Source organism: Vreelandella maris, from assembly GCF_013371085.1.
Classification (GTDB): domain Bacteria; phylum Pseudomonadota; class Gammaproteobacteria; order Pseudomonadales; family Halomonadaceae; genus Vreelandella; species Vreelandella maris.
In genome coordinates, this window is sequence record NZ_JABWCV010000004.1 from 247,077 (window position 1) to 273,553 (window position 26,477).

Consider the following 26,477-nt stretch of genomic DNA (forward strand, 5'->3'; position numbering starts at 1 on the left):
GTTCTGGGCTAAGCATGCGGATTAGATCCACAGCTTTTTGACGGGTTTGCTGCCATAGGCCAGATTGACCATGGCGCGAGTCACCATCAGAGCGGTGAACAGCGACGTCAAAATGCCGATAGAGAGCGTGACGGCAAACCCTTTCACCGGGCCGGAGCCAATCGAGAACAGGATAACGGCCACCAGCAGCGTGGTGATATTGGCGTCGACGATGGAGGTAAAGGCGCGCTCGTAACCGGCTTGAATCGCCTGTTGCACCGACATGCCGTTGCGCAGCTCTTCGCGTATTCGCTCAAAGATCAGCACGTTGGCATCGACCGCCATACCCAGTGTCAACACGATACCGGCAATACCCGGCAGCGTCAGCGTGGCGCCCAGCATCGACATTACCGCGACCAGCAGCGTTAAGTTCAGCGCCAGGGCGATGTTGGCAAACACCCCAAACACCTTGTAACGCACCAGCATGAACAGCACGACCAGCAGCAGACCGATCTGCACCGAGAGCAAACCGCGCTCAATGTTTTCAGCGCCCAGGCTTGGCCCAATGGTACGTTCCTGCACAAAGTAGATGGGGGCAGCGAGTGAGCCTGAACGCAGCAGCAGCGCCAGTTCAGCGGCTTCTGTCGGCGAGTCCAGACCGGTGATCCGGAAGCTGTTACCCAAAGCGCTTTGAATCGTTGCCAAGCTAATCAGGCCGCGCTCAACATAGGGCTCGCGCTCAATGGTTTCTTCACCCGTTTCCGGGTCGGTCACCACGGTATCTTCGCTCTTGTGCTCAATGAACAGCACCGCCATGTTGCGACCAATGTTGGTGCGCGTGGCGCGGTTCATCAGCGTGCCGCCGGTGCCATCCAGGTCAATATTGACCTGAGGGCGGCCATTTTCATCGAAACTGTTGCTGGCGCTGGAAACGCTATCACCGGTAATGATCACATCGCGCATTAGCTCAGCAGTGCGCCCAGGCTCGTTACGAAACGTCAGGGTTTCTGTTTCGTTTTCCGGGGTGTCAGGGCGGGCTTCCAGACGGAATTCCAGGTTGGCGGTGGCACCCACGATCCGCTTGGCGGCCACGGTGTCTTGAATGCCGGGCAGTTCAACCACGATTTGGTTGGGGCCCTGGCGCTGCACCATGGGCTCCGCGACACCCAGTTCGTTGACCCGGTTGCGTAAGGTGGTCAAGTTCTGGTTGATCGCGTAATCCTGAATTTCGTTCACCGACTGATCGCTAAGCGTCATGATCAGCGTGGAAGCGCGGCCATCGCCTTCACTGCTGTACTCAAACTCAGGGAAGTCACGGCTAATCAGGCTACGTGCCGTATCACGATCTTCTGCACTGGCGAAATCGATCGACAGCGAGCGCTCTTCGACTTCAGTATTGCGGTAGCGGATACGCTCATCGCGCAGTAGCTCACGCATGGCACTGCCGTTGACTTCAAGGCGCTGGGTTAACGCGGCATCCATATCCACTTCCAGCAGGAAGTGCACGCCACCGCGCAAATCAAGGCCTAGCGTCATGGGGGAAGCAGAAAAGGCCTGTAGCCACTCCGGCGTTGCTTCAGCAAGGTTTAGCGCTACCGTTGCCTCATCGCCCAATAGGTCGGCGGCAATGTCGCGTGCGGGGAGTTGATCATCGTCTTGGCGCAAACGAATGAGCCACTGACCGTTCTCTTCTTCGAGTGCTTTGATCGCAATACCGTTTTCGCTGAGCGCGGTTTCAACACGGTCTATCTGTTGCTCATTCAGCGAATCGCCTTGGGCGCTGCTGATTTGAATAGCGGGATCTTCGGGGAACAGATTGGGAAGCGAGTAGATAAGGCCAACCACCAGGACGACCAGTATCAGCAGATACTTCCACAGGGGGTAACGGTTGAGCATGCAAGCCCTGCCTTCAATTACAAACGGAATGCTGTGCACGGACTCGCCGTGCACAGCAAAGTTCACCATCATTTATACCATGTCACCCCTGCCGGGGTGGCTGGCACTGGCTCGGCAGGGGTACTACAAGGTTTAGATGGACTTGATGGTGCCTTTAGGCAGTACGGCGGCAACGGCGTTCTTCTGCACGTTAACTTCGGTGCCTTCAGAGATCTCGATGGTCAGGAATTCGTCGCTCACTTTAGTGATACGACCCACCAAACCGCCGCCAATGACGATCTCATCGCCTTTGTCCAGGTTGCTGACCAGTTGCTTGTGCTGCTTAGCGCGCTTGGCTTGCGGGCGCCACAACAGGAAGTAGAAAATCAGCACGAAGCCGACCAGCATGACGATTTGCGCAATACCACCGCCAGCGGCGGCTTCTTGGGCATGGGCTGGTGAGATGAAGAAATCCAGCATTGTAGAGAGCTCCTGAGTTAGAAAAAGCTTAGGTTTTTAGATGCCTGGTTTTGAAAGGCTTAGTTTTTAAAAGCTTGGTTTTTAAATATGACCAAACAGTTTAAACCACCCGCCATGGCGCGTGGCGATTAATTCGCTAGGTTTTAGGTAGCAAGGGGAGGCACCGGCAGGCCGCGCCGTGCATAGAAGCCTTCCACAAAGGTCGTCAATGTACCCGCTTCAATTGCCGCGCGCAAATCAGCCATCACACGCTGGTAGTAACGTAAGTTGTGGATGGTGTTGAGCATTGAGCCAAGCATTTCATTGCAGCGGTCTAAGTGGTGCAGGTAGCCCCGCGAGAAACGCTTGCAGGTATGGCAATCGCACTCTTCGTCAAGCGGGCGGGTGTCAAAACGGTGCTTGGCGTTACGAATTTTGACCGTGCCTTCCGAGGTGAACAGGTGGCCGTTACGCGCGTTGCGGGTGGGCATCACGCAATCGAACATATCCACACCGCGACGAACGCCTTCCACCAGGTCTTCGGGTTTGCCGACACCCATTAGGTAGCGCGGCATCTCATCCGGCATCCAGGTGGGCAGGTAGTCGAGCACCTTGATCATCTCTTCTTTCGGTTCGCCGACAGAAAGCCCGCCAATCGCCAAACCATCAAAGCCGATCTCCAGCAGCCCTTTGAGCGAGCGTTCGCGCAGCTCAGGGTGCATGCCGCCCTGAATAATACCGAACAGCGCGGAAGGGGAGTCGCCGTGGGCATCCCGCGAGCGTTTGGCCCAGCGCAGCGACAGCTCCATGGATTTCTCGGCTTCCTCAAAGGTGGCCGGGTAGGGCGTGCACTCATCAAAGATCATGACCACATCGGAGCCCAGCGAACGTTGAACCGCCATGGACTCTTCCGGGCCCATAAAGACTTTGCTGCCATCCACCGGCGAGCGGAAGTGCACGCCCTGCTCGGTGATTTTGCGCGTTTCGCCCAGGGAAAAGACCTGAAAGCCGCCGGAGTCGGTCAGAATCGGTTTATCCCACTGGGCGAAGTCGTGCAGGTCGCCGTGAGCTTCAATCACCTCGGTGCCGGGGCGCAGCCATAGGTGAAAGGTATTGCCCAGGATGATCTCGGCGCCGATCTCTTTGACCGAATCCGGCGTCATGCCTTTTACCGTGCCGTACGTGCCCACTGGCATAAAGGCTGGGGTTTCGACCGTGCCACGGGGAAAGTGGAGGCGGCCACGGCGGGCGCGGCCATCGTCGGCCAAGCGCTCAAAGCGCATAAAGCATTCGTTTCGCATAAAGGTAACTCGTTAATCTCGTTCGTTTGGCGCGACTGGAGCAGGGCAAGCGGGGCAACAATCAGCAGTCAGTAACTAGCGGGTCAGCAGCATGGCGTCGCCATAGCTAAAAAACGCATAGCGCTCGGCCACTGCCCGTTGGTAGGCGTGCATGGTGGTGTCGTAGCCCACAAAGGAGGACACCAGCATCAACAGGGTCGATTCAGGCAGATGGAAGTTGGTAATTAAAGCATCCACGCAGCGCCACTGGTAACCGGGATAGATAAAAATATCGGTATCGCCACTATAAGGCGCGATCTGGCCATCGCTACTTTTCATGCAGGCGCTTTCCAGGCAGCGCACGCTGGTGGTGCCTACAGCGATCACTCGCTTGCCGGCTGCCAGGGTCTCGCGCACTTGCTGGCAGGTGGCTTCCGTGACCTCAATCCATTCGCTGTGCATGTGGTGTTCAAGGATGTTGTCGACGCGCACCGGCTGAAAAGTGCCCGCGCCCACGTGCAGCGTCACAAAGGCACGGTTAATGCCTTTATCTGCCAGCGCATCCAGCAGCGGCTGATCAAAATGCAGCCCAGCGGTCGGCGCCGCAACGGCACCGTCACGCCGAGCGTAAACCGTTTGGTAGCGCTCACGGTCGCTAAGCTCGTCTTTGCGGGTGATATACGGCGGCAGCGGCATATGGCCGTGTTTTTCAAGCAGCGCAATCATCGGCGTATCGCCTAAAAATCGCAGCTCGAACAGCGCGTCACGGCGGCCTTCTACGATGGCGTGAACGTCACCCTCGAAAATCAGCTCCGTGCCGGGCTTGGGCGATTTACTCGAGCGAATATGCGCCAAGCCGCGGTGGGCATCCAGCGGGCGCTCCAGCAGCATTTCCACCTTACCGCCACTGGCCTTATGGCCGTGCAGGCGCGCCGGAATCACGCGGGTGTCGTTAAACACCAGTAGGTCGCCCGGCTCTAAAAGCTCAAGCAAATCAGGAAAGCGGCGGTGCTCAAGCGCGCCGCTCTGACCATCCACGCACAGCAAACGGCAGTCGCTACGCTGTTCAGAAGGGTAGCGAGCAATTAATTCGTCGGGTAGTTCGTAATGAAAATCCGCGCGCTGCATGGCGTATAACTCTTAACGTTGATCAAACAGGCGGCATAGGATAGCGCTTTGGCTGCATAAAGTCAGTCAATGTGATTGACCTACCTAGAAATTTACGTATACTACGCACGCATTGCCGGTATGGCGGAATTGGTAGACGCAGCGGATTCAAAATCCGCCGCCTTTACGGGTGTGCCAGTTCGAGTCTGGCTACCGGCACCAAATATTAAAAATCAGGCGCTTAGGCGCCTTTTTTTGTGCCTGCAATTTGTGTTTTACCTTCCTGAATCCCTGAATGTGTCCACACAAATTTTAGCGCTTACTTTCTCGCATTAACTCAACGCTCAGCCGCAAGCTTTCGATAAAGATGAACAAGCTCCGCGCTCTTCGCATCTTCGTGCCAGCTAGCGGCGTAGGTCTGAGCGCTTTCGGCAAGCTGTTGGCGCAGGGTTTCATCGCTTAATAGCCGGTTAACCTTGCTGGCGAAGTCGTCATGGGTATCCTCGGCGATCAGGCAGCCTTCTCCCTCTTTTAATATATCCAGCGTGCCCATCATGGCGGTGGAAACCACCGGCGTGCCGAGTGCCATCGCTTCCAGCAGGACTAGCCCCTGGGTTTCCGTTCGTGATGCAAACACAAAAACGTCGGCGGCGCGGTAGGCGGCTTGCAGCGGGCCGTTGCGGTCGAGATAGCCGAGGAACAGTACAGCGTCTGCCACGCCCATTTCTTGGGCGCGTTTGACGAGTGTTTCTTGGGCGGGGCCTTCGCCGGTAATGATTAGCCGGGTGGTGGGGTGCTTATCCAATACCTTGGGCAGCATATCGATCAGAAAATCGATGTTCTTCTCAAAGGCGGCGCGGCCGACATAGAGCAGCAGCCTCGCTTCTTGCGGCAGGTCGTAGTGAGCACGAAAGTCGCTAGCCTCCTGGGCTCCTTGGGGGTGGCAAAACGCCTCCAGCGCTAAACCCGTAGCAATGACCGTGATAGGCGTCGTCACGCCGTAGTGGGTGAGTGCCTGCTGCATTGCCCGTGAAGGAGCGACCAAGGCGTCGAGCTGCTGGCACTGGTGCACCGAAAGCCGGCGTGCCGCAAAACGCAGCCAGCGCCGCGGAAGCCAGCGGATATAGTGATGAATGTACTCCTCAAAAAGCGTGTGATAGGTCGCCACCACCGGTATCCCAAGCCGACGCCCCAGCGCTACACCAGCATAGTGGGCGGTAAAAGGCGTATGCACATGAATCAGATCAAAGGCCTCATCTGCCAGCGAAGGTGCCAGGGCGAGCAGATCACGGTAGCGCATCATGCGATCTTCAGGGTCGCCGGGTACGCCGCGGGAAGGAATACGCAGCACACCAGGCTCATCCACTTGGCCCACCGGGTAGTCGGGGCAGATCAGCGTGACCGAGTGGCCCAAACGTTCCAGGGCACCGCGAAAGCTAGCGATGGAAGTGGACACGCCATTAACGCGAGGAAAGTAAACATCCGAAATCATGAGCACTTTGATGCCTCCCAGCGGCATCGCAGTTGCGGATGCCGTTGAGTGAAACAGCGTTAATGCTGATGCCAGTCGCGCTTCACGCTCTGCTTCGCGCTGCTGGATTATGGCGTTGCCATGGGCTAGCTGTGTGAGCGCCGCGATTTCTGATTCGTTAAGAGGATAGCGTCTGCGCTGTGACATGTTGTTTAGACTCTTATAGCAGCTTACGAACACGCTATCTTGAGTCCATGACTGGCGGATGACAGCCAGCGCCTTAACACCTGCCCGTCCACCTTTCCGGAAGAGCGTTAACGCACAGTTGGCCGCTTCCTCGCTTTTTGTTGCTGGGCCGTTTTATAGTGCTGAAATAGCATTCGACGTACAGACGGTACCCCTCTATGGCCCTTTTTGAGCTACATAGCCGCAATTTAGCCCATGAGCAGGTGGCCCATACCCACGACTTCCATCAACTGATTCTGGCCACTTGTGGCGTGACAGAGCTTTCGATGGAAGGCCAGGGGGAGCGGGTTACCGCTCGTCGCGGGTGTTTGATTCCTTCGTCGCGCCATCACGAGTACCAGGGCGATGGCAGTAACCGCACCTTGGTTTTAGATATTCCCGTTGCGCATTTGGCGTCGCTTGAAAAGGGCAGTGAGATTGAGCGCCTGTTTGATAAGCCACGCTTTTTCAGCGTACCTCCCGCGCTAAACCAGCTGACCCACGCCCTGGCGAATCAGCTTGAGCAGTGCCCCGCGCTGCAGAATGAAATCGCGATTCTGTTGTTACGGGCGCTGACCATGTACCTGCATGATGCTTCTCCTACAGCGGTTGGGCAGTTGGGACAACACTGTATTAGCGAACGCCTGGATCTTGCTCGTTTGGATGTCTGGTTGGATCAGCATCTTGCCGATGAGATCCGTGTGGAGCAGTTAGCTGCTTTGTGTGCCTTGAGCCCTGGGCATTTTCACAGCTGCTTTCGCGAGCTGACCGGCGTAACGCCGCTGGCCTATGTGCAGCGCAGGCGCTTGGAGCATGCCCGCACCTTGGTTCGCCACAGCACGCTCAGCTTAGGGCATATCGCCATGCTGGTCGGCTTTCGCGATCAAGGCAGTTTTTCCCGCGCCTATCGGCGTTATTTTGAGCTTTCCCCTTCTTCAGATCGCTAGTCCCTCGTCTGACCGTTAGTGATAAGATTTTCCTGCCTGCATGACTTGCGGGCAAAACTACCTCAGCTTCGGGCAAGTAATTTGTCTGCTAGCGCTTTAGTCTTTGAGTAATCCATTTATATCAGCACCCTTTACATCAGCAGCACCGCTTTCAAGGAGCAACACCATGAGCGTTACCTATCAAGACAGCAATGCACGCATGAGCCAAGTGGCGATTCACAACGGCACCGTTTATCTCGCAGGCCAGGTTCCACCTGATGCCACAGCGGATATGCGCGGCCAAACCGAGCAGGTGCTGGCGCGTATCGATCAACTACTAGCCCAAGCGGGTACCTCGAAAGAGCACCTGATTTCAGCGCAAATCTGGGTCACCAGCATGGCGGAATTCGATCAAATGAACGCTGCCTGGGATGCCTGGGTCGTGCCCGGTCGCCCGCCGGTGCGTGCAGCGCTTGAAGCCCAGCTAGCCAAGCCTGAGTGGAAAGTGGAGATCATGGTGGTAGCCGCGCTGCCGGAGGCCTGATATGCGGGTTGTTTCTGCCGAAGAGGTCTCTCGCCACCTAACGTGGGATGGTTTGATCAAGCGGCTACACACAACGTTCGTGAACGGCGTGGAGTCACCTCCGCGCCATCACCACGCGATGCACCGGCCAGATGGCGAAGCCACCATGCTGCTCATGCCCGCCTGGGAAGCGGCGGGCTATATCGGCGTGAAAATGGTCAACGTGTTTCCGCAAAACGCCGACCACTGTATCCCGGCGATCTCTGGGCTCTATTTGCTCAGCGAAGGTAAGCACGGCCAGCCGTTGGCCTGTATTGATGGCAGCGAGTTAACCCGGCGCCGCACCGCGGCTGCTTCGGCGCTGGCCGCCCAAGCGCTGGCGAATGAGAACGCAGAAACGCTGCTAGTGGTGGGTACCGGTAAGTTGGCGCCCATGGTGATCGAGGCCCACGCCAGCGTGCGCCCCATCAAGCGCGTGCTGATCTGGGGGCGTAATCCCGGTAAAGCAGCCGCCATCGCCGATGAATACGCCGAACGCTTTGAGACCCACGTGGTGGAAGATCTGGCGGCTGCTGTGGCGGACGCGGATATCGTCAGTTGTGTGACGCTCTCTACCCAGCCGCTGATCAAGGGCGAGTGGCTGACGCCTGGCACTCACCTGGATTTGATCGGCGCATTTCGGCCACAGATGCGCGAAACCGATGCGCTGTGCCTGCGTCGCTCAGAGGTGTTTGTAGACACCTACGCCGGCGCCAAAGGCGAAGCGGGCGATGTTCTGCAAGCCATTGAAGAGGGCGAATTTCAGTTCGACCAGATTCAAGCGGAGCTTGCAGAGGTACTAGCAGGGACGAGATCGGGTCGCTCTGGGCCGGAGGCCATCACGCTATTCAAATCGGTAGGCGCTTCGCTGGAAGATCTGGCTGCTGCCATTGAAGTGTGGGAGTCATTGCCTGAATCTACTGCATCATAGCTTCGCTAAGGAATGCGTACCATGAAATGCTTTTACCATCCCGACCAAGCGTACCACGCGCCGCCGACCTTCCTGCTGCGCGGTCAGCCCGTGCCCTCGCCGGAGGGCCCGGTGCGCGCTGAATTGCTTACTCAAGGCTTGGCGCGTGCAGGGCTTACCTTGACCGCGCCTAGCAAGGCCGATTCGCCTACGCTGCGCAAGCGCCTGGAACAGATTCATACGCCGCGCTACCTCACGTTTTTGGACACTATTTACGCCCGCTGGCAGGCGCTGCCTAACGCGTCGGAGTTTGTGGCACCCAATATCCACCCCTGCGGCGGTGGCCACCACTACCCGCGCCACCCCATTGGGCAAGCGGGCTGGCACCTGCACGATATGGCCTGCCCGCTGAGTGCGACGAGCTTTCAAGGCGCGCTGGCCTCGGCGGCAACGGCGGAAGCGGCCGCAGAAGAAGTGCTTAATGGCGCCCCAACGGCCTACGCGCTGTGTCGCCCGCCGGGTCACCATGCTGGGCCGGAACGCGCCGGCGGTTTTTGCCTGCTGAACAATTCCGCACTGGCAGCCACCGTGCTGCGTGAGCGCTACGGTAAAGTTGCGATCATCGATGTGGATCTGCATCACGGCAACGGCACCCAGGATATTTTTTATTATCGTAGCGATGTGTGGACCGGCTCACTGCACGCTGATCCTAGCGACTTTTACCCATTTTTCTGGGGCGGTGCAGAGGAAGAGGGCAGCGATGAAGGCGTTGGAACCAATGTGAATCTGCCCCTGCCGGTGGGCGGTGATGGCGACGTTTATCTCGATGCCCTGGCGATCCTGATTGATCACCTGCAACGTTATGAGCCGGGTGCCGTGGTGGTGGCGCTGGGGTTGGATGCCCATAAGGATGATCCGTTGGCGGGTCTAAAGGTGGAAACCGAGGCGTTCATTGAAGTAGGTAAACGCCTGGCGGCGCTTTCGCTGCCCATGGTGATTGTCCAAGAAGGCGGTTACCCCACTGAACACCTAAGCGCCAACCTGACCGCCTTTATGCAGGGTTTTACGGCATGAGCAAAACTGGTTTCTACTGGCACGAGCGCTGCTTTTGGCACGACCAGGGTGCAATTGGGGTGTTCTCCGCACCGGGCGAATTCCTACAGCCCCAGGCCGCTTCGGAAAGCCCAGAAAGCAAACGACGTCTGAAAAACATTCTCGAAGTCAGCGGGCTGATCGATGAGCTTCACGTGGTGAAGCCAGCCGCCGCTTCACTTACTGACCTGCTGCGTTTTCACACGCCGCGTTACCTGGATGAGCTGCAGGCGGGAGATAAAGCGCGGGGTGGCAATGGTGGCGACTGCGCCCCTTACATGCCCGGCAGTTGGGCAGCCGCCACGCAGTCCGCAGGGCTTGCCGTCGCCGCAGTCGAAGCCGTGGCGTTGGGCGAGGTAAGCAATGCTTATGCCCTGTGTCGCCCACCGGGGCATCATGCCGAAGCCGATCAAGGCCGCGGGTTCTGCCTGCTGGGCAATATCCCCGTGGCGGTGATGCGCGCCCGGGCCTTGGGGCAGGCTAACCGCGTGGCGATACTCGATTGGGATGTTCACCACGGCAACGGTCAGCAGGCAGCGTTTTATAACGAGCCTGAGGTTTTTACCGTTTCGATGCATCAAGCGGCCAACTACCCGCTGGAAACCGGTGGCTTTGACGAGCAGGGCGAAGGCGCAGGCCTGGGTTCCAATCTCAACCTGCCGCTTCCACCGGGCTGCGGCCTGGGCGCCTACGCCTATGCCATGGAAAAACTGGTGTTGCCCGCGCTCGAGGCGTTCAAACCTGACCTGATCGTGGTGGCGTGCGGTTACGATGCCTGCGCCAAAGACCCATTAGGCAAGATGTTGCTCAACAGCCAAGCGTTCGCCACCATGACCGCCCAGCTAAAAGCCCTGGCCGAGCGCTGCTGCGAGGGCAAGCTGGTGTTCGTCCATGAAGGCGGTTATTCAGAAGGCTATGTGCCGCTCTGCGGCCACGCGGTGATCCAGACGCTGGCAGGTAGTCAGATTGCCGTGCCCGACCCGCAAAACGATGAAATTGCCGCTTGGGGCTATCAGGCCCTGCAACCGCACCAGCAGTCGTTGATAGACGACTGGTGCCAACAGTGGGAGCAACGCAAACAATGACACCGCTTTATGATCGCGATGGCTGGATTTGGCACGATGGCGAATGGCTGGAGTGGCGCGAGGCCAAGGTGCATGTCTTCACCCACACGCTGCACTACGGCATGGGCTGTTTTGAGGGCGTACGCGCTTACGCTGGCCCTTCGGGCACGCATCTATTTCGTGCTGCTGAACATACCCGTCGCTTGGCAGAAAGTGCTCATTCGCTGGATATGCCGCTGCCGTTTAGTGAAGCGGAGTTGATCAATGCCCAGCGCGAGTGCCTGACCAAAAACGACCTGAGCAATGCCTATCTGAAACCTACCGTGTTTTTTGGTGCAGAAGGTTTAGGACTTCGTGCCCAAGGATTAACCACTCACGTAATGGTCGCCGCCTGGGATCTAGGCCCCTACATTTCGTCCCAGGCCGCTACCCACGGCCTGCGCGCGCTGACGTCATCTTGGGCGCGCCACCACGTCAATATCAGCCTGTGTCGTGCGAAAACCAATGGCCACTACGTCAACTCGATACTGGCGCTGAATACCGCGATCAAGGCCGGGTTCGATGAAACCATCATGCTCGACCCAGAAGGCTATGTTGCCGAGGCCTCGGCGGCGAACGTCTTTTTGTTGCGGGATGGCGTGCTGCATACCCCCGAAGTGACCTCCTGCCTGCAAGGCATCACCCGGGATAGCGTGATTCAACTGGCGCAAAAGGTGTTGGGTATTGAAGTTCGCGAGCGGCGGATTACTCGTGATGAACTCTATACCGCCGATGAGGCATTTTTAACCGGCACCGCCGCCGAAATACTCCCGCTTCGCGAGCTGGATGGCCGCCACATTGGCGGGCGCGCTGGCGCACCACCCGTCAACGAGCCCATCAGCCCAGATAGCGTGACGGCTCAGCTGCAGGGTTTATATCGCCAGGCGGTACGCGGCGAGCTGGACGATTTCAGGCATTGGTTAACGCAGGCTTAAGCCTTAATCGCCTGTTCTAGCGCCGCCAACCTTCCCGGCTCCAGCGCTGCTTGTACCGCCGTAATACGTATCACATTGGCAAGCTCGGGATGTGTCAGACGGGTGACTAATACGCCTTCGTCGAGCAACTGCTTATGTACCTCGGCGGCGAGTTCGGCGCTGGGCAGGCGAATGCCGATGAAGTTGGTGGCGCTGGGGAGCACGTCGGCACCCAGTGCGCGAAAGTGCTCAGCCAGCTGCTCACGACGGGCTTTTACGTCGGAAACGTGTTGTTGCACTTCGTCAGGGTGATCGAGCACCACTTCCGCAGCGGCCAGAGTCAGTGACGAGACCGCGTAGTGAATACGCACCTTCATCATCATTGCCAGCACTTCAGGGTCGGCGATGGCATAGCCAATGCGCAGGCCCGCTAGACCGTGAGCCTTGGAGAGCGTGCGCAGGCGAATCACTCCCGGTATGGCTTTGGCAGCGAAATCGCTACCCGCGTCATCACGGAAATCCCCATAGGCTTCGTCTAACAATAGCCAGCAGGTGTCAGGCAGCGCCTCGCGCAGCTTGAGGATGGCGCTGTCGCTGTGCAAATGGCCGCTGGGGTTATCCGGGTTGGCCAGATACACCAGCCGCGCGTTCTCCTGATGTGCCGCTGCGATAAGTGCTTCCAGATCGGGGGCCAGCACACCGGGCGCCTCAAAATAGCTGGGCTCGATCAAACGGCAGCCCTGGCCTTTGGCAAAATAGCCCAAGGTGGGGTAGGTGCCGGCGGTGCTCACCACGGTGTCGCCCGGTTCGCAGGTGGTGCGCAGCGCCAGGGCGATTAAGCTATCGGCACCGGCATCCACCAGCATCGTTTCCAGCGCAATCCCCTGCTGCGCGCTCAGGCGTTGGCGCACCCCTAGCGCTTCGGAATCTCCGTAGCAGTAAACGTGTTCAGCCAGGGCATCGCCAAAGTGGTCGCGCAGGGCAAGGTGAGGCATGTCCAGACCTTCGTTTGAGCCCAGCCGATGGGGGATCTCTCGGCCAAGTCGACGCTCCAGCACCTTAATGCCCGGAAACGGATTAACAGGGCCTTCACTCAGTAAGTGGTTGGGATAAGGGGGCGTGCTTTGAGAAGGCATAACGATTCCTAAAAACGATTTTCAAATCAGTAGTAACGATTAACGTAGCGCGTTTATTTAACGCACTCTTATTTAAAGTACTTTACCGGGATTTAACAGATTAAGCGGATCGAGCGCCTGCTTGAGCGACAGCATCAGCGCGATTTCGGCGCTGGAGCGACAGGTGCTCAGCCATGGCCGCTTCTCCAGGCCAATGCCGTGCTCGGCGGAAACTGAACCGCCCAGTGCGGCCAGCGGTTGATAGACCATCGCTTCCACTTCACGGCGCACCTCTATTTCAGCGCTGCCCACGCTAACGGAAATATGCAGATTGCCATCGCCCAGGTGACCAAATACTACCAAGCGCGCCTCTTCCCAGCGCTGGTTTAGCTGCGCTTCCAGGGCATCGGTGTAGCGCTGCATATCGGCAATCGGCAGGCTGACATCGAAGGTAAGCACCGGTGCCATGCCCTTGACCAGCCCTTCGATATCCTCACGAATCGCCCAAAGCCCATCGCGCTGGGTCGTCGACTGCGCAATCACCGCATCGACAATCAGCTCGCTCTCTAATGCACTTTCTAATGCTTCGCTGAACTGCGTGGCATTGCGCTCTGCGTCGCTGCCCAGCGACTCGATAATTACATAAAACGGATGCTCGGTGGCAATCGGCGGAGTGTGGCGGTCCAGGGTTTCAGTGAGCAACCGGTAGTGATTTTGCCACATCACTTCAAACGCACCCAGGCTGCCGCCGAGCGCTTTGCCCATATGGCTGAGTAGCCCGGTTAACGCCTCAAACGAAGGGCAGGCTACCAGCGCCGTTTGCTCGCTGGGCGTCGGCGGCTGCAGGCGTAGCACCGCGCGGGTCACGATGCCCAGGGTGCCTTCGCTGCCGATGAATAGCTGCTTTAAATCAAAACCGGCGTTGTTTTTCAGCATGCGGTTCAGGGAACTGACCACCCGGCCATCGGCCATCACGGCCTCCAGGCCAAGTACCTGCTGGCGCATCATGCCGTAGCGAATTACCCGAACGCCACCGGCGTTGGTGGCGATATTGCCGCCAATCGTGCAACTGCCCCGAGCACCTAGATCCAGCGGGAACTGCAGGCCGACCTCTTTCGCGGCTTCCTGAACCCGTTGCAACGGTGCCCCGGCCTGCACGGTGAGGGTGCCGCCTACTTGATCGATCTCTTCGATGGCGGTCATGCGTTCCAGGGAAATCACCAGCTCATTCGGGCTCGCTTCTGCACCGTGAACCAGGCCGGTGAGGCCGCCGTGAGTCACTACCGGCTGTTGCACCTCATGGCAGGCACGCATCACCGCGGCGACTTGTTCGGTATCCGCCGGGCGAACAATCGCACCGGCCTGGCAGGGCGCGCCGGTCATCCAGTCCACGCGACGGCTATGCACATCGTCGCCGGTCAATACGTGGGCCGGGCCTACAATAGCGCGCAGCGCTTCCAGGGTTATCTGCATTGAGTATCCTTTTTTACCATTAATAATTTACGCAGTGGCCGCTACGGGGGCTTCGCGGCCGGGAATCGCCTTGAGCAGATCCTGGGTATACGCCTCTTTTGGGGCGAGGAAAATCTGCTCGGCGCTGCCTTGCTCAACGATGCGGCCGTGCTGCATCACCACGATGCGGTCACAGATATGCGCGGCGACGCGCAGGTCGTGGGTGATAAACAGCAGCGATAACGAAAGCCGCTGTTTAAGCTCCTCCAGCAGTTCCAACACCTGGGCCTGAATCGACACGTCCAAGGCTGATACGGCCTCATCCGCCACAATCAGTTCAGGGTTAAGCGCCAACGCTCGGGCAATGCCGATACGCTGGCGCTGGCCGCCAGAAAACTCGTGAGGAAAGCGTTCCACGGCGCTGGCGCCCAAACCGACCATATCGAGCAGCTCACCTGCCTGTTTAAGCGCCGCGGCTTTGGGCGTGCCGTTGGCAATCGGCCCCTGGGCAATCGCCATGCCTACTTTGGTGCGTGGGTTGAGCGATGCGTAGGGGTCTTGGAATATCATCTGCACCCGGTGGCGTTCCCGTCGCAGCGCATCGCCTTTGAGCTGGGAAAGGTTCACCCCATCGAGCAGCAACTCGCCGCTATCGGGGTGCTCCAAACGCACCACACAGCGCCCAAGCGTGGATTTGCCCGAACCTGACTCACCTACGATCCCCACCGTTTCACCCCGCGCCAAGGTGAGCGAGACATCCTCAAGGGCACGCACTTCGCGGGAAGGTTTAAGGAACCCGCCCCGGGAGCGAAAGACCTTATTGAGCTGCTTGATCTCCAGCAGCGGGGCGACCTGGCTGGTCTCCCGGTGGGGCGGCACCGCATTGCTGGGAATCGCGGCAATCAACGCTTGGGTATAGGCGTCTTGAGGTTTCTCAAGCACCGACTTGGCGTCACCCAGTTCAACGATCTTGCCATGACGCATCACACAAACGCGGTTGGCGATTTCGGCTACCACGCCAAAGTCGTGGGTGATAAACATCACCGACATGCCGCGCCGCTGTTGCAGATCGCGAATAAGCTCAAGGATCTGCGCTTGCGTGGTGACATCCAGCGCCGTGGTGGGCTCATCGGCAATCAGCAGAATGGGCTCCAGCGCCAGCGCCATGGCGATCATCACCCGCTGTCGCTGGCCGCCAGAGAGCTCAAACGGGTAGGCGCGAATGGCCTTCTCCGGCTGGGGAATGCCCACTTCGATCAACAACTCCAGCGCGCGGGCCTGGCGCTCTTTGGGAGTGAACTGACCGTGAGCTTCGAACACCTCGGCAATTTGCGCGCCTACCCGCATCAGGGGGTTAAGGGCGGTCATTGGCTCCTGGAAGATCATGCCAATTTTTAGCCCGCGCAGGGCGCGGTGCTGCTTTTCGGTCAGGGCGAGCAGGTCCTGCCCCTCGAAGAGTATCTCGCCATGGGTGGCGTTCACGCCCTTGGGCAGCAGCCCCATCACGGCGTTGGCGGCCATTGATTTACCGGAACCGGATTCGCCCACCACGCACATGATTTCGCCGCGCTTCACCTCGTAGCTCACGTCCTCCACCGCCAGGGCGCGATCCGCCCCTTTGGGCAGCGCAATGTTAAGATCGCGAATGCTGAGGACGGTGTCAGCCGATGGATTCTCTGTAATAGGCATATAAAGTCCTTAGCGCTCGCGTGATAGTTTGGGGTTCAGTGCGTCGTCTAACCCTTCACCCACTAGGTTTAACGCTAAAACGGTGAGCAGAATCGCCACGCCAGGGAAGAAACTCAGCCACCAAGCCTGACGAATCACCGTGCGCGCAGCGCCAATCATATAGCCCCAGGACATCACGTTAGGGTCGCCCAAACCGAGGAACGACAACGCCGACTCCAGCAAAATCGCGGTGGCCACCATGAGCGATGCCAGCACGATAATCGGCGACAGCGTATTGGGCAGAATCTGACGCAGAATAATCGTAGTGTTGGACTGGCCCACCAAGCGCGCGGCTTCCACGTATTCCCGGTTGCGCAGCGACATAAACTCGGCGCGCACCAAACGAGCCACCGGCGGCCAGCTGACAATCGCAATCGCCAGCACGATGGAGGTGATGCTGGGCTGCATAATCGCCACCAGCACGATCGCCAGCGCGAAGTTGGGAATGGTCTGGAAGAACTCGGTAAAGCGCATCAATATGTCGTCAATGATGCCGCCGTAGTAGCCTGCAATCGCTCCCAAGGGAACGCCAATCAGCAGCGCCACGCTGGTGGATACCAGCCCGATTAATAGCGATACCCAGGCGCCGTGCATTAAGCCTGAGGCCACGTTGCGACCCATGGTGTCGGTGCCCAGGGGAAAGCCATCTTGCGAGAGCGGCGGTAAAAAGGGTCGCTGCACCATGCGCCAGGGCGATTCAGGAAACAGCAGTGGGGCGAGTATCGCCATGGCGATAATCAGCAGCAGAATAATCAGCCCGACGAGGGCGCCACGGTTTTGCGCAAAGCGTGCGAAAAAGCTCATGCGGCCCCCTTCTTGATGCGTGGATCAGCCAGGCTGTAGACCAGATCAGTGATGATATTGAAGACAATGACCAAGGCCGCCGAGAAGAAGAAAATGCCCAGCAGCAGGTTGTAGTCACGCTGCTGTAGCGCTTCGAACATCAGCCGCCCGATGCCGGGCCAGGCAAACACGGTTTCGGTCAGGATTGCCCCGCCGACCATCTGCCCCGCCTGCAGGCCCGCTAACGTGATGATCGGCAGCAGGGCGTTACGCAACACATGGCGGCGCTGAATAATGCCTGGCTTCAAGCCCTTGGCGCGGGCGGTTTTGACGTAATCCTGCTGCGCGGCATCGAGCATCGACGTGCGCGTCATGCGGGTGTAAATCGCCATAAAGAACAGCGCCAGCGTGGTGGCGGGCAATACCAAGTGCTTGGCCACGTCGAGCACCAGCGCCAACCCCGTATGGCCCGCCCCCACGGTGTAAAGCCCGTAGGCGGGCAGCCAGCCTAAGTAGACGGAAAAGACCACCACCGACATCAGTGCGACCCAGAACAGCGGCGTGGCGTAGAACACCAGCGCCAGCGCCATGATCAGTGAGCCAGAGGGCTTCTTGACCCGCGCGGCGGCCATGGAGCCTGCCACAATGCCCAGTACCAGTGAGAGCACAAAGGCAGTGCCGGTGAGCAGTAGGGTGGCGGGCAGGCGATCCATAATCAGATCAAACACCGGCACGCCCAGTCGGTAGGAGTAGCCGAAATCGAGCATGGCGATACCCGACACGTAATGCCACAGCTGTACATACATCGGCTGGTCGAGCCCAAAGCGCTCGCGCAACTGATCGAGAAACTCCTGGTCGGCGGCACCCGCTTCGCCAGCCAGAATGGCGGCCGGGTCACCGGGGGCCAACTGAATCAGCAAGAAGTTAAAAATAACGATTAAAAACAGCACAATCACGGCCTTGAACAGCCGCATTAGGATTAGGCGCGCGTAAACCATAAGTAGTTTCCTGACTAATACCTTCAAGACATAGCTGGAAAACCCAGGTAGCTCGCGCTACCTGGGTGGCTTGGGTTTAGCGGTCTAGCCAGGCATCTTTAAAGCCGTCGTTAACACCTACGCCGGAGGTGACTAGGTTTTTCACATCACAGCGGTAAAGAGTCGGGAAGCCCAGCTCCATCAGCCAGCCAACGGGCACATCTTCGTGCAGGATTTCCTGAACTTCACGGTAAAGCGCTTCGCGCTCTTCGTCGGGGAAAGCCGTAGCGGCCTCGTTGAACAGCTCGTCGACACGCTCGTTTTCGTAGCCTTCGACGTTATTCCAGGGTGAGCCCTTGGCAATGTTGTCGGAAAGGTAGGTGCGTGAAATACCTAGTGCCGGGTCGCCATACTGGTAGAGGTAGGTAAAGGCGAGGTCGTAATCCCAATCGCCCAGGCGCTGGTTCCAGCCGCCCACATCGGTAGCTTGGGTTTCAACGTTAATGCCTACTTCACGCAGGTTCTGCTGCACGGCCTCGGCCCAGCGGGTCCAGGTTTCGCCGTAGGGCAGCGGCAGAATCGTGATCTCTTCACCGTCGTAGCCCATTTCATCCAGCAACTCGCGGGCGCGGTCTGGGTTGTAGTCGTAGGGTTCTAGGTCATCATTCTGGAAGCGCGCATTGGAGCCAAAGGCGGAGAGCGGCACATTGCCTAGACCGTTCCACAGCACATCTTTGGCGAACTCGCGATCCATGGCGTACATCACCGCCTGGCGGAAGCGTTTATCCGCGGTGGGGCCTTCGCGATTGTTCATCCACAGCATAGCAAAGGGGCTGAAGTATTCGTGGCCCTCTTCGGTCATGCAAACGTTATCCATCTCGGCCAGGCGGGGAATATCGAAGTTCTCGACGGTACCGCTGGGCAGCACATCGATGGTCTCGTTCTCGAAGGCTACCGCACGGGAGGCGCCATCGGGAATGATGTGCCAGTTCACGCCATCCAGGTAGGGCAACCCCTCTTCGTAATACTCTTCGTTCTTGACCAGTTCGATCACCGTGCCGCGCTCCCAATTGGAGAACTTGAACGGGCCAGTGCCGATGGGGTGGTCGTTGTGCTCGTTATTGCGGAAGTCGGTACCTGCGTAGAGGTGCTCAGGCACCATAGTAAAGGTACCCGCCTCGAAGGAGATCAGGAACGGGCCGAAAGGCTGCTTCAGGGTAAATACGACGGTGTGGTCGTCGGTGGCTTCGATGCTCTCTACATGCTGCAGCACGGCGCGGGCACTGGGGTTCAACTCACGGTGGAAGACATCGGCGGAGAACACCACGTCATCGGCGGTAAAGGCTTCGCCGTCATGCCAGGTAACGCCTTCACGCAGGTGGAAGGTGTAGGTGCGGCCATCGTCGCTGACCTCCCACGACTCCGCCAACTGCGGCATGGGTTCCAGGTCGGTGGAGTAGCGCAACAGGCCTTCGTAGATATTGCCCGAGACGGTACGTGTAGGGGCGTTCTGAACCATGCCCAGCACCAAGCCCGGCGGCTCCGGCTGGATAATGGTGTTAACCACACCGCCCTCTTTGGGGTCATCAGCCAGGGCGGCGGAGGTGAAAGCGAGTGCTGCAGCGGAAATAGCCAAAGCTAAAGGTTTTTTCATGTTTCCTGCTCCTCGGTTATTAGCACGTAATGGGTTTACGTAGTCGTTAGGCGAGCGAGGCGTGGCGTGTTAGGCCCAGTTGTGTGGGTTATTGGGGGCCTTTTTGAACCTTGCACTTTGAACTTAGCAGCATGCGGTAAAACTGTCGACAGTCGGCAATCGTTCGTCGACAAAAAGCTATTTTTCGTCATACTGAGAAAACGCGCCACACCCCACGAGTAAATTTTATGGCCTTATCAACGGCGGCTCCCAGGCCCTTTATCCAGCAGCAAAACCTCGTCGAACAGGTGGCTGACTATTTGACCCAAGCGATTATTCAGCAACACTTTTTACCCGGCGAACGGCTTTCCGAAGTACAGCTTTCCCGTGACTTGGGCGTTAGCCGCGCACCGGTTCGTGAGGCCGCGCGCTTGCTGGAAAGCCGTGGTTTATTGATCTCCAAACCTCGCCGCGGCTTCTTTGTCCGCGCGTTGAATGCCGTTGAACTCGAAGATGTGTTTGATTTGCGGCTATGCCTTGAGAGGCATGCGATTCATCGCTTGGCAGAGCGCTACACGCCGGAAGCCCAGCGCGCGCTCAAGCAGCAGGTAGAGGTGCTCTGTGAAGCGGCCGCCAGTAACGATGGCACTCGTCGAATTGAAGAGGATCTGCAGTTTCACCGCCTGATGCTGCACTACGCAGGCAACGAGCGGCTGCTGCGCGCCTTTGACGACCTCACTCATGAACTGCGCCTCTGCATCACGCTAATTACCAAAACCCATGAAGCCCCCGACACCATCGCCACTAGTCACTATAAATTGCTCGACGCGCTGGATAGCGGCAGCGCGGCCGCCTGTCGTGAGGCGATTGACTACCACATAGGCGTTGCCCGCAAATTTGTAGTGAAGGGTGTGGGCGAAACCGTAGATAGTTCTGATGAAGGATAGTTCTGATGAAGAGAGTGCCGATGAAGACCTTCTTTCACGATGATCAATTGCTTCATCAGCCGCAAACCTACTTCTCTCGCGGGAAAATGCGCACCCCCCAGGAAGTGCCGGAGCGCGCGACTCAACTGCTGGCGGCGGCCAATCAGCTAGGGTTTGATATCCAAGCACCCGTGGATCATGGGGTAGCGCCAATAAGGGCGGTGCATTCGTTGCCCTATCTGCGCTTTCTCGAAAGTGCCCATCGTCGCTGGCATGCCCTTGACGAAGACTGGGGAGAAGAAGTGATCTCCAACATCTTCGTGCGTTCGCCCAACGCTCTGCGCGGCATCTTAGCGGAAGCCGGACGCTACCTGGCTGATGGCAGCGCGCCAGTAGGGCAGCACACCTGGCAGTCGGCTTACTGGTCCGCGCAAAGCGCGGTCGCCGGTGCGGAGGCTCTGATAGCCGGTGATCGATTCGCCTATGCGCTATCGCGCCCGCCGGGCCACCACGCGGGCATCGATTCCGCCGGTGGCTTCTGCTTTCTCAATAACGCCGCCATAGCCGCAGAGCACCTCACTTCGCGCTACCCGCGCATCGTCGTGCTCGATCCCGACATGCACCACGGCCAGGGCATTCAAGAAATTTTCTACCAGCGCGATGATGTGCTGTATATCTCGATCCACGGCGATACCACCAACTTCTACCCGGCGGTCACCGGCTTCGAAGATGAGCGCGGGCAGGGGGCCGGGCTGGGCTATAACCTCAACCTGCCAATGCCTCATGGCTCAGAGGCGTCGGTGTTCTTTGACCGCCTAGAAGAAGCCTGCCAGGCCATCCGCCTGTTCGAACCGGACGCCATCGTGCTGGCGCTTGGGTTCGATATCTACGAGCTTGACCCCCAAGCCAAGGTCGCCGTTTCCACCGCGGGTTTTGCGGAACTTGGCCGCAGGGTAGCGGGCCTGAACGTACCCACGCTGGTGGTGCAGGAAGGCGGTTACTATCTGGAAGGACTGGAAGCCAACGCGGTGAGTTTCTTCGAGGGGCTGCTGAGCAGAGTAGAAAGAACTAATGATTGAGCCATTATCCTTGACTCATTTCTGCAATCATATTCAGCAGTTTCAGCGAAGGGGCACTGAGGCCAGCTAAAGCTTATGCCCCTTTATGTGACAGAAGTCGCAAGTATTAACATAAGGCATTTAGGATTTAGGCATTGAGATGCTTTGAGTTTTTTGTGCCTAAATCTTTACAGGCTCGTGTCCATCTGCAATTAGCTTCCTAAACTGCTTCCGTCAAGCATTCAGCTGATATAAGATTCATTATTAAGCTATTTTATATTAGCTAAGTCATCCCACTCTGCGGGTAACTGATATCAGTTTAATCACGACAAAGTCATGCTCAAAGATTTCGAATCTAGTGGGGCGAGGTCACCCCTTGAATGAGCAATACTACTATTTAAGCGATTAAGTGGGCATGTCTTGTTATAGATAAGTCTTTATAGCGATAAATAAAATAATAATTTATAGGTCATGTAGTAAATTAAGGTAATGTATTAAATGTATTTTGCAATTTTTTAAATAAAAATTTAATTTAATTTTTGGAGTGAAATGCTCACTATGAATCTTAAGCAAATACGCTATTTTATTGCCATTTCAGAGCTGCAAAGTTTATCAAAAGCATCTGCAAAACTTAATATAGCTCAGCCTGCTCTTAGTTCGCAGCTTAAAAATTTAGAAGAGGAACTAGGTGTTAAGCTGTTAGATAGGCATTCCAGAGGTGTTTCGCCCAATGATTTGGGCTTAATGGTGTTGCATCACTTTAAAAATATTGTACGTGAGGTAGATCGTACAGAATCACTAATTTTCGATTATACGATGAATCCCGTTGGGGATGTGCATATTGGTGTAACTACCACGGCGGCAAGGGCGGTCGTTTCCACACTCGTCAGTCGGGCCAAGAAACGTCTTCCTAAAATTAATTTGCATTTGCTCGAAGCAATGAGTGGTACGTTAAACGAGCAGCTTCGTAAGGGAAACCTAGACATTGCCATTCTGTATAATTTTGACAGTTATGAAGCTGACCATAATTTGATTGATAACGCCGTTGCCTACGAAAACCTTTTTCTGTTGACTAATAACCGTGATGATTATAATCGTTTAGGTACCATAAAGTTTTCTAAAATAAAGGATTTTCCTTTGGCGTTGCCCAGTCACCCGCATACGTTGAACGTGTTATTGAGTGAAATGAGTCTTCGCCAAGGGGTTAAGCTAAACATGGCTGCAGAGGTTAATTCCTTTACGGGCATGGTAGAGCTAGCGAAGGCCGGATTTTATACAATTGCGCCTATTGTAAGTGTGAAACCCGAAATAGAAAGAGGCGAGCTTTTCGCTATTCCTATTACTCAGCCGGTGTTACAGTGGACAGTCCATATAGTAGCGGGCCGTGAAGGTGTCAGTTCCCGGGCGGTAAGGGCCGTACATAAATTAATTACAGAAGTAATGAAGGATCTAATTGAAAGTGGTGAATGGGAAGCTACGCTTATCTAATAAAATATGTGATTTGAGCATTTATATAACGATTTATATTTTTCTTTTCGTTGATGAATTTAACCGCTACCAAGTAGCGGCTATCTTTAATGATATGGCTTATTTGCTAGCTATGTTTCATGCTGTTTTTTAGATTGTTTTTAAATTGTTCTATAATCTCAATTATAAGCTGCTCGGGGTGAGGTGCTGCCAAGGTTGGGCTTTTTCAAAATTAGCGGCAACATTAAAGAGGGTATGCTCTTCGTTATGTTTGGCGATGATTTGCATACCCACAGGTAAACCTGCTTGTGTAAATCCAACAGGGATTGATACGGCAGGTTGTCCGGTTAAATTAAACGGGTAGGTATAATAAACCCAGGAAACAATACTGCGATGGCTGAGTGAGGGCGGCTGATTAAGCCCTACATCGAATGCCTCAGTTGGAACCGTCGGAGTAATTAACAGGTCGTAGTCTTCAAAAAAACTACGCATTTGTTCACGAAAAGCATAGCGTTGAAATACGCTTTTATAGTAATCGCCCATTGATTGTGATACAGCTTGTTCTAGCACATCTGCTACTGCGGGGTCGATTTCATCTCGCCGCGTGGCAAGGGCATCAGAAAGCTTTGTCCCCACGCCTGCGTAAAATTCCGCTACCCACATATCAATGGGGTCATGAGACATCACGCGTTCCACGGTTTCTACCATGCACCCCATGCTGGCTAACGTACTTACCGCTTTTTGACAAAGATCGACAATTTCGGCTGAAGGCGAGGCATACCCCAGGGTTGGGCTCCAGGCTATACGTAGTGGCCTAAGAGGCTTTTTACAAGCGCCTATATAGTCAGGAATAGGGCCTGCCACTGAATACGGATCACGTGTATCGTAACCTGAAATCACCGACATCATTATGGCAGCATCAGTGACAGTCCGGCTAAGTGGACCAACATGTGCAAGCGTGGGTGTTGCCGACACGGGAAAGACAGGTACTCTGCCAAATTGGCCTTTAACGCCAAACAGCCCCGAAAGGGCAGCGGGAATGCGGATTGAGCCTCCGCCGTCGGTACCAATCGCCACTGGTGAAACCCCAGAAGCAACTAGTGCGGCGGCACCACAGCTTGAACCGCCAGGGGTTTTATTAACGTTCCATGGATTGCGGGTAATTCCTGTTAGGGGGCTATCGCCGACAGCTTTACAGCCAAATTCACTGGTGGTCGTTTTACCAAGTATGATGCCTCCGGCCTGTTTGATTCGCTTAACCGCTGGTGCATCAATGGCTACAATGTTCTCCTTCATAAGGATTGAGCCAAACTGTGTAGGGTAGGCGCTGGTGGCAATTAGGTCTTTTATGGAAATAGGTATACCGGAAAGTACACCGCTGTTTAAGCCATTTGCTTCTACATTTTGTTGCGCTATACGCGCATCGTTCATGACTTTTTCGCCATCGAAACTTGAGAAAAAATTGTAAGTAGGGTTGAGTTGATTAATATTATTAATAGTGGCTTCTGCGAGTTCTATGGGTGATGTATCTCCACGAGACAGCGATTTAATCATGTCTTCGAGAGTAGTGAATCTAAACTCGTTGGTTGTCAGTGGTTTGTCGCTCATTGAGACCTCACTAGATATTCCCAGCCAAAGTTAGCCGCTGCATCAGAGTGCAGCGGCGTTGTTACATTATTCTTCTACTATAGCGAAGGCACGGACGGGCGAGCCTGAACCACCTTTAAACTTGATAGGTACGCCCTGAAATTGGAACTCACCTTTGCCTATTAATTGATCTAAGTTAACCAGCCATTCGTAGTGAGTAACCCCAAGGTCTCGGCAGGCACGGTGCTGAGCAAAAATATTGTCAGTGGGTTTATCTGTACTTGGCCCTTCTACACCGTGTAGCTTTGAGTTTCTTGCGGCTAACCATTCGGTGGCGTCGACTGTTAAACCTGGGTTTTTCCAGCATACTTCAATATTAGGGTAGTGCCTTTCTGTTAAGCCGGTACATAATAAAACGATATGGCCATCAACGGTGACGCCTGCTGCTTTTTCTGCTTTTTCCATTTCAGCGGCATCAATATCACCTAAATCAGGTATATGTCGCATATCAAAGCAGACCGCTTTACCCATAAACATTTCTAGCGGCATTTCATCTATGGAAGCGCCATTGGGATTTACATGTAAAAAAGCATCAACGTGTGTACCTACATGATCCAGCATACCAATATAATTAGTCTGAAAGGTCATCGGGTCTTCAGGTACGCCAAGGTTAAGTGCCTTGGTGCTTTCATGGTCAAGATGCTTTAAATAAATAGGGCTTTGAAAAAGCTTGTGTGAAGGCATGTTATCTTCAATATGCATTGACAAATCGATGATTTTTTTAGTCATCTTTATTCTCCATCAGTTATCTATTGTGTTGATATTAACTACGCTATTTTCATAGCATCTTGGCGGGTAACCAACTTGCTATTGTGGGAAATATAGCGACGATTAACACGAGTGAGAGCAACATAATCCAATATGGGATCGCACCCGTGAAAATTTTGGCTAGTGTTGCTTCAGGGTCAGTAACAGCGCCTTTAACAGTGTATACACACATGCCAAAGGGTGGGGTTAATAGACCTGCTTCGATAGCGAGTATGCCAATAATGGCAAAAGCTAAGGGATCAATACCAGCTGAAAGGGCTATGGGTGAAAAAATAGGTACTGTTAGTAATATTATGGATACGCTATCTAAGAACATTCCAAGAAGAAGCCATATAACGACCATAATAGCTAATACGAGATATGGGCTTTCGCTAATGCCAAAGAAAAGTTGTCCAATTACGTCAATAATGCCGCCGTTGGCTAATAACCGTGAATACATTTGAGCAGTTATAAGTAGAAAAAGCAGAGGAGCGGATACACGACCAGTATTGAGTACTGCGGCTGCAAAGTCTTTTAATGACATTCTTTTGACTAAGCCGACAATAATCGCTAGGAGTACACCTACTCCTGCTGCTTCCGTAGGCGTGAAGAACCCACTCCAAATACCTCCCAATACTAAAATAATGAGAATAATAAGGCCTGAGGCACCAGTAATTTCATGTCTGGTTATGGGGTTCTTTACCTGTGCAGCGCTGCCCTTTTCACTATCGCCAAATTTTTCAGGTTTGAGGTAGGCATAGATAAGCAGGAAGAGAAAAAACATACAGGCAAGCATTAAACCTGGGACTACGCCTGCAACAAAAAGTCTGCCAATAGACTCTCCTGCGATAACACCCCATACAATTAATAAAATACTGGGAGGGATCAGCATACCTAATGCTGCGCTACCGGCGATCGACCCTAACCCGGATTTCTCACAGGGTATAAAAGAAAGCGGCTGAAAGTGCTATGATTTCAAGAACCTAACCAATCCATCAAGCACCAACAGCCGCTTCCAAAATGGTACCTGAAAAGCTGACC

23 protein-coding genes and 1 tRNA gene are annotated in these 26,477 nt (G+C 55.5%); 10 read left to right on the forward strand and 14 right to left on the reverse strand.

The features are described from left to right. Positions 1–21 precede the first annotated feature (21 nt). The 4 genes from secD to queA form a co-directional block, all read right to left on the reverse strand. Positions 22–1,875: a protein translocase subunit SecD gene (gene secD / locus HUO07_RS05020; protein WP_176302640.1), complete on the reverse strand. Its 1,854-nt coding sequence runs from the start codon at positions 1,873–1,875 to the stop codon at positions 22–24. A 132-nt stretch (positions 1,876–2,007) separates the two neighbouring features. Continuing rightward, the gene (gene yajC, locus HUO07_RS05025; RefSeq protein WP_071695382.1) at positions 2,008–2,334 is read right to left on the reverse strand and encodes a preprotein translocase subunit YajC; all 327 of its coding nucleotides are present in this window, start codon (positions 2,332–2,334) and stop codon (positions 2,008–2,010) included. 143 nt (positions 2,335–2,477) lie between these two features. Beyond that, positions 2,478–3,596 (reverse strand): tRNA guanosine(34) transglycosylase Tgt, encoded by a 1,119-nt coding sequence (tgt, locus tag HUO07_RS05030; RefSeq protein ID WP_101147437.1) that lies wholly within the window; start codon positions 3,594–3,596, stop codon positions 2,478–2,480. A gap of 93 nt (positions 3,597–3,689) precedes the next feature. Continuing rightward, complete coding sequence (queA, locus tag HUO07_RS05035; RefSeq protein ID WP_176302642.1) at positions 3,690–4,721, reverse strand: tRNA preQ1(34) S-adenosylmethionine ribosyltransferase-isomerase QueA; 1,032 nt, start codon at positions 4,719–4,721, stop codon at positions 3,690–3,692. A 114-nt stretch (positions 4,722–4,835) separates the two neighbouring features. Between queA and HUO07_RS05040 the strand changes: the two genes are divergently transcribed. Next, positions 4,836–4,922, forward strand: a tRNA-Leu gene (locus tag HUO07_RS05040). A 115-nt stretch (positions 4,923–5,037) separates the two neighbouring features. On the opposite strand, the gene HUO07_RS05045 is transcribed toward HUO07_RS05040, so the two are convergent. Further along, entirely contained in the window at positions 5,038–6,378 is a 1,341-nt protein-coding gene (locus tag HUO07_RS05045; RefSeq protein WP_176302643.1) for a glycosyltransferase, read from the reverse strand. Positions 6,379–6,575: 197 nt separating this feature from the next. Between HUO07_RS05045 and HUO07_RS05050 the strand changes: the two genes are divergently transcribed. From HUO07_RS05050 to HUO07_RS05075, 6 genes are all read left to right on the forward strand, one after another. Next, on the forward strand, positions 6,576–7,343 hold the full coding sequence (locus HUO07_RS05050) for a helix-turn-helix transcriptional regulator (protein WP_176302644.1): 768 nt from the start codon (positions 6,576–6,578) through the stop codon (positions 7,341–7,343). Positions 7,344–7,509: 166 nt separating this feature from the next. Beyond that, on the forward strand, positions 7,510–7,866 hold the full coding sequence (locus HUO07_RS05055) for a RidA family protein (protein ID WP_176302645.1): 357 nt from the start codon (positions 7,510–7,512) through the stop codon (positions 7,864–7,866). A gap of 1 nt (position 7,867) precedes the next feature. Continuing rightward, a complete protein-coding gene (gene lhpI / locus HUO07_RS05060; RefSeq protein ID WP_176302646.1) occupies positions 7,868–8,815 on the forward strand; it encodes a bifunctional Delta(1)-pyrroline-2-carboxylate/Delta(1)-piperideine-2-carboxylate reductase in 948 nt (315 codons plus the stop codon). A gap of 21 nt (positions 8,816–8,836) precedes the next feature. After that, the gene (locus HUO07_RS05065) at positions 8,837–9,868 is read left to right on the forward strand and encodes a histone deacetylase family protein (RefSeq protein ID WP_176302647.1); all 1,032 of its coding nucleotides are present in this window, start codon (positions 8,837–8,839) and stop codon (positions 9,866–9,868) included. After that, positions 9,865–10,971 carry a class II histone deacetylase gene (locus tag HUO07_RS05070; RefSeq protein WP_176302648.1) on the forward strand — a complete coding sequence of 369 codons (1,107 nt, stop codon included), beginning with the start codon at positions 9,865–9,867 and terminating at the stop codon, positions 10,969–10,971. Before HUO07_RS05065 ends, HUO07_RS05070 begins: the two co-directional genes overlap by 4 nt. Continuing rightward, positions 10,968–11,924 carry a branched-chain amino acid transaminase gene (locus HUO07_RS05075; RefSeq protein WP_176302649.1) on the forward strand — a complete coding sequence of 319 codons (957 nt, stop codon included), beginning with the start codon at positions 10,968–10,970 and terminating at the stop codon, positions 11,922–11,924. Before HUO07_RS05070 ends, HUO07_RS05075 begins: the two co-directional genes overlap by 4 nt. Here HUO07_RS05075 and HUO07_RS05080 read toward each other — a convergent pair. The 6 genes from HUO07_RS05080 to HUO07_RS05105 all read right to left on the reverse strand — a co-directional run bounded on the left by HUO07_RS05080 (position 11,921) and on the right by HUO07_RS05105 (position 19,612). Next, a complete protein-coding gene (locus HUO07_RS05080; protein WP_176302650.1) occupies positions 11,921–13,039 on the reverse strand; it encodes a pyridoxal phosphate-dependent aminotransferase in 1,119 nt (372 codons plus the stop codon). The genes HUO07_RS05075 and HUO07_RS05080 overlap by 4 nt on opposite strands. Positions 13,040–13,111: 72 nt before the next feature. Then, positions 13,112–14,491, reverse strand: a complete 1,380-nt coding sequence (locus HUO07_RS05085) for an FAD-binding oxidoreductase (protein WP_176302651.1) — start codon at positions 14,489–14,491, stop codon at positions 13,112–13,114. A 27-nt stretch (positions 14,492–14,518) separates the two neighbouring features. Further along, on the reverse strand, positions 14,519–16,159 hold the full coding sequence (locus tag HUO07_RS05090) for an ABC transporter ATP-binding protein (protein WP_176302652.1): 1,641 nt from the start codon (positions 16,157–16,159) through the stop codon (positions 14,519–14,521). Positions 16,160–16,168: 9 nt separating this feature from the next. After that, on the reverse strand, positions 16,169–17,002 hold the full coding sequence (locus HUO07_RS05095) for an ABC transporter permease (RefSeq protein ID WP_113268633.1): 834 nt from the start codon (positions 17,000–17,002) through the stop codon (positions 16,169–16,171). Continuing rightward, positions 16,999–17,979: an ABC transporter permease gene (locus HUO07_RS05100; protein WP_176302653.1), complete on the reverse strand. Its 981-nt coding sequence runs from the start codon at positions 17,977–17,979 to the stop codon at positions 16,999–17,001. The genes HUO07_RS05095 and HUO07_RS05100 overlap by 4 nt, the downstream gene beginning before the upstream one ends. A gap of 76 nt (positions 17,980–18,055) precedes the next feature. Further along, complete coding sequence (locus HUO07_RS05105) at positions 18,056–19,612, reverse strand: ABC transporter substrate-binding protein (RefSeq protein ID WP_176302654.1); 1,557 nt, start codon at positions 19,610–19,612, stop codon at positions 18,056–18,058. A 227-nt stretch (positions 19,613–19,839) separates the two neighbouring features. Between HUO07_RS05105 and HUO07_RS05110 the strand changes: the two genes are divergently transcribed. From HUO07_RS05110 to HUO07_RS05120, 3 genes are all read left to right on the forward strand, one after another. Next, positions 19,840–20,538 carry a GntR family transcriptional regulator gene (locus HUO07_RS05110; protein WP_176302655.1) on the forward strand — a complete coding sequence of 233 codons (699 nt, stop codon included), beginning with the start codon at positions 19,840–19,842 and terminating at the stop codon, positions 20,536–20,538. A 20-nt stretch (positions 20,539–20,558) separates the two neighbouring features. Then, complete coding sequence (locus HUO07_RS05115) at positions 20,559–21,596, forward strand: histone deacetylase family protein (protein ID WP_176302656.1); 1,038 nt, start codon at positions 20,559–20,561, stop codon at positions 21,594–21,596. 537 nt (positions 21,597–22,133) lie between these two features. Further along, entirely contained in the window at positions 22,134–23,063 is a 930-nt protein-coding gene (locus HUO07_RS05120; protein ID WP_176302657.1) for a LysR family transcriptional regulator, read from the forward strand. Positions 23,064–23,225: 162 nt separating this feature from the next. On the opposite strand, the gene HUO07_RS05125 is transcribed toward HUO07_RS05120, so the two are convergent. The 3 genes from HUO07_RS05125 to HUO07_RS05135 all read right to left on the reverse strand — a co-directional run bounded on the left by HUO07_RS05125 (position 23,226) and on the right by HUO07_RS05135 (position 26,382). Continuing rightward, positions 23,226–24,650 carry an amidase gene (locus HUO07_RS05125; RefSeq protein WP_176302658.1) on the reverse strand — a complete coding sequence of 475 codons (1,425 nt, stop codon included), beginning with the start codon at positions 24,648–24,650 and terminating at the stop codon, positions 23,226–23,228. Positions 24,651–24,716: 66 nt separating this feature from the next. Further along, a complete protein-coding gene (locus HUO07_RS05130) occupies positions 24,717–25,418 on the reverse strand; it encodes a cyclase family protein (protein WP_176302659.1) in 702 nt (233 codons plus the stop codon). A 49-nt stretch (positions 25,419–25,467) separates the two neighbouring features. Further along, on the reverse strand, positions 25,468–26,382 hold the full coding sequence (locus tag HUO07_RS05135) for a TRAP transporter large permease subunit (protein WP_340162489.1): 915 nt from the start codon (positions 26,380–26,382) through the stop codon (positions 25,468–25,470). Between the last annotated feature and the right edge of the window lie 95 nt (positions 26,383–26,477).